Genomic DNA, 268 nt, shown 5'->3' on the forward strand with positions numbered 1-268 from the left:
AGGGAGAACCCCGTCCGCGGCGATCTGCGAATACATCGTCAGCCCTTCTGCTCCCGCTACTTCTGCGTCCAGATAGTAATCAGGCTTTTTCTTGCGGATTCGGTCAATGGTCAGGTTGGTCGCAATTCTGTAAAGCCACGTTGAGAACTTTCTGTTGATATCGAAACTGTCGATATTGACATACGCTCTGATAAAAGCTTCCTGCGCAATATCTTCCGCCTCGTGAACATTGCCGAGCATGCGGTAGCAAAGCTGGTAAATCTTATCT

1 protein-coding gene is annotated in these 268 nt (G+C 48.9%); it reads right to left on the reverse strand.

Annotated features, from left to right (window positions below):
• On the reverse strand, window positions 1–268 hold a 268-nt coding region (locus KVT11_RS19990; protein WP_217609161.1), incomplete at both ends, for a sigma-70 family RNA polymerase sigma factor.

The sequence above is a fragment of the Bacillus sp. GbtcB10 genome (assembly GCF_019091365.1).
GTDB classification, from domain to species: domain Bacteria; phylum Bacillota; class Bacilli; order Bacillales; family Bacillaceae; genus Bacillus; species Bacillus altitudinis.